Genomic DNA, 2645 nt, shown 5'->3' with positions numbered 1-2645 from the left:
AGCCTTATGTGCTGGTGCGCGGGCGGCTGGAAGCCCTGGTGGCGCGGCCGGTCATGTACGAACTGGTCGAGCATGGCGAGGAGATCGACATCGACGGCAAGACGATGTTCTCGGTCCGCTCGGGCGGCGAGGTCTATCCGATCATGCCGGCCGAGAAGCTCAGACGGCTGAGCGCGTGATGGACCAGGTGACGCCGGCGCCGTTTTCGATTGCGGATTTTCGGGCGCGCGTCGCGGCGCAGGCCGAGGCGCAGCCAGGTGACGATTTCGGCGATCATCGCTTCAATCCCGGCCATCCCAGGCTCGAACGCGTCAAACCATTGCGCGACGCGGCGGTGCTGATCCCGGTGATCGACCGCGCCGAAGGCGCCATGGTGCTCTTCACCAAGCGCGCCGAGCGGCTGCGCAGCCATTCCGGCCAGGTGGCTTTTCCGGGCGGCACCATCGACCCGACCGACGAGAGCCCTGAAGCCACGGCGTTGCGCGAGACTTTTGAGGAGATCGGCCTGGATCGCGAGCATATCGAGATCGTCGGTCGTATGCCCCACTACGTCTCTGGCAGCGGTTACCGCATCGTGCCCGTGCTTTCCATTGTTCGGCCGGATTTTTCGCTGACGCTCAATGCCGATGAAGTCGATGCCGCCTTCGAGGTGCCCTTGAGTTTCCTGATGGACCCGGCCAACCACGCGCGCGACAGCCGCATTTGGAACGAGCTGGAATGGTTCTTCTACGAGATGCCCTATGGCGGCCAGCGCATCTGGGGCGTCACTGCCGGCATCATCCGCACGCTCTATGAAAGGCTTTATGGTTGAGCGCTGAGGCGTCACTCTCGGGCAGGGCCGATTGGCTGGCTGAAAAGCATCTGCAGAAGCTTCTTGCGGCGCTGAAGCAGGGCGGCGAGGAAGCGCGCGTCGCCGGCGGCGCGGTGCGCAACACATTGATCGGCCAGCCGGTCGCCGACATCGACATCGCAGCGACCACCGTGCCCGAGGAAACGATCCGGCGCGCCGCGGCGGCCGGCTTCAAGACGGTGCCGACAGGCATCGAGCATGGCACGGTCACGGTGATCGCCGGCGGCAAGCCTTATGAGGTGACGACGCTCAGGGCCGATGTCGAGACCGACGGGCGGCGGGCAAAAGTGATCTTCGGCCGCGACTGGAAAGCGGACGCCGAGCGGCGCGACTTCACCATCAACGCGCTCTATGCCGAAGCCGACGGCACGATCGTCGACCTTGTCGGCGGCATCGCCGATATAGAGGCGCGGCGGCTGCGTTTCATCGGCGACGCGGAAGCGCGCATCCGCGAGGATTATCTGCGCATCCTGCGCTTTTTCCGGTTCTTTGCCTGGTATGGTGACGGACGGCCGGACGCGGAAGGCCTGAAGGCCTGCGCAAGACTGAAGGACGGGCTTGTTCAGCTTTCCGCCGAACGGGTCTGGTCCGAAGTGAAGAAGCTGTTGTCGGCCGCGGATCCGTCCCGCGCGCTGCTTTGGATGCGCCAGGCCGGCGTGCTCACCGCCGTGCTGCCGGAAAGCGAGAAATGGGGCATCGACGCCATCCATGGCCTGGTCAAGGCTGGAAAAGATCTCGGCTGGGCCCCCGATCCGATGCTGAGGCTCGAGGCGATCGTTCCGCCCGATGCCGTGCGCATGAAGACGCTAGGCGAGCGGCTGCGATTGTCGAACGACGATGCCGGCCGGCTGCGGCATTGGGCGCTGACCGTTGCGCCGGATGCCAAGGCGACCGAGACCGAACTGGCCAAGAAACTCTATTACGGCGATCGCGACGGCTATCTCGACCGCATCCGGCTGGCGCTCGCCGCCGCGCGGACGCGCGCCGTCGAGGACAATCAGGCGATGATGGAGGCTGGCGGCTTCTCACGCCTGCTCAGTTTCACGCTGAAATGGCAAAAGCCGGTGTTTCCGATCAAGGGCGCCGACCTGACCGCGCTTGGCGCCTCGCCGGGACCGAAGCTCGGCGCGACGCTGAAGAATCTTGAGAAGGAATGGGTCGCGTCGGGCTTCACCCTGGAACGCGGCGCGCTCATGAAACGCGCCGCGCAGGCCCTGGAAATCTAAAAGGATCAGGACCGCTCTATCCCTTTGTTTTTAAGCAATTCCCGACGGAAGGCTACGGCGAAGACGCCGAGCCGGACCGCTCACACTTTCCTGGGATTGCTCCAGGCGCCTGTCAATGGATCGCCACAGGGGCGAGCGCGCGGGAAAGGCTGGCCTCGCCCTTGCCGTAGACGGAGGGGTCGTAGTTCACCAGCGTGTCGGTGCGGGCGGTGTTGAGCAGGTCATTGGTGATCTGAACGGGCGTCGCCTTGGTGAACTTGCTGCCGATGATCGCGGCATAGCCGGAGATGATCGGCGCGGCGAAAGACGTTCCGTAGAGACCGGTCTTGTCACCCTCGACGCCGACCACCAGGAAGTGGCTCTGCACAGCCGGGTTGGAGCCGGCATAGTCGGAATACCAGGCGAGCTGGGCCTTGTTGGCCGTGGTGCCGTTTGTCGACAGCGCGCCGACGAAGATCGCCGTCGGTTTGCCGATCAGGGCAAGGTCGAGATAGTCCTGCTGGCCACCGGTGATCCCGCCGACGGCGACCGAGTCGTTGCCGGCCGCCTTCGAGACGATGGCCGAGCCC

Annotated in this window: 3 protein-coding genes and 1 pseudogene; 3 read left to right on the top strand and 1 reads right to left on the bottom strand. The window is 65.0% G+C overall.

Annotated elements, in window-relative coordinates:
* The 3 genes and pseudogenes from EOD07_RS30005 to EOD07_RS29995 all read left to right on the top strand — a co-directional run.
* Window positions 1–179: pseudogene (locus EOD07_RS30005) on the top strand (DUF1285 domain-containing protein); the annotation flags it as partial.
* Window positions 179–811 (top strand): CoA pyrophosphatase, encoded by a 633-nt coding sequence (locus EOD07_RS30000; protein ID WP_127237897.1) that lies wholly within the window; start codon window positions 179–181, stop codon window positions 809–811. The pseudogene EOD07_RS30005 and the gene EOD07_RS30000, both read left to right, overlap by 1 nt.
* Window positions 808–2076, top strand: coding sequence for a CCA tRNA nucleotidyltransferase (locus tag EOD07_RS29995; RefSeq protein WP_127237896.1), 1269 nt, complete (start codon window positions 808–810; stop codon window positions 2074–2076). The genes EOD07_RS30000 and EOD07_RS29995 overlap by 4 nt, the downstream gene beginning before the upstream one ends.
* A gap of 112 nt (window positions 2077–2188) precedes the next feature.
* Here EOD07_RS29995 and EOD07_RS29990 read toward each other — a convergent pair.
* Window positions 2189–2645 (bottom strand): S8/S53 family peptidase (locus tag EOD07_RS29990; protein WP_164772677.1); only part of this gene is annotated, 457 nt, incomplete at its 5' end.

It is taken from the genome of Mesorhizobium sp. M2C.T.Ca.TU.002.02.1.1, from assembly GCF_003997225.1.
Note: the sequence above shows the minus strand (reverse complement) of the source record. Positions and strands in the feature narration are given on the sequence as shown.

What these genes read in the sequence shown, in the direction of transcription:
- EOD07_RS30000 (WP_127237897.1), top strand. Translation starts at nt 179, where the DNA reads ATGGACCAGGTGACGCCGGCGCCGTTTTCGATTGCGGATTTTCGGGCG.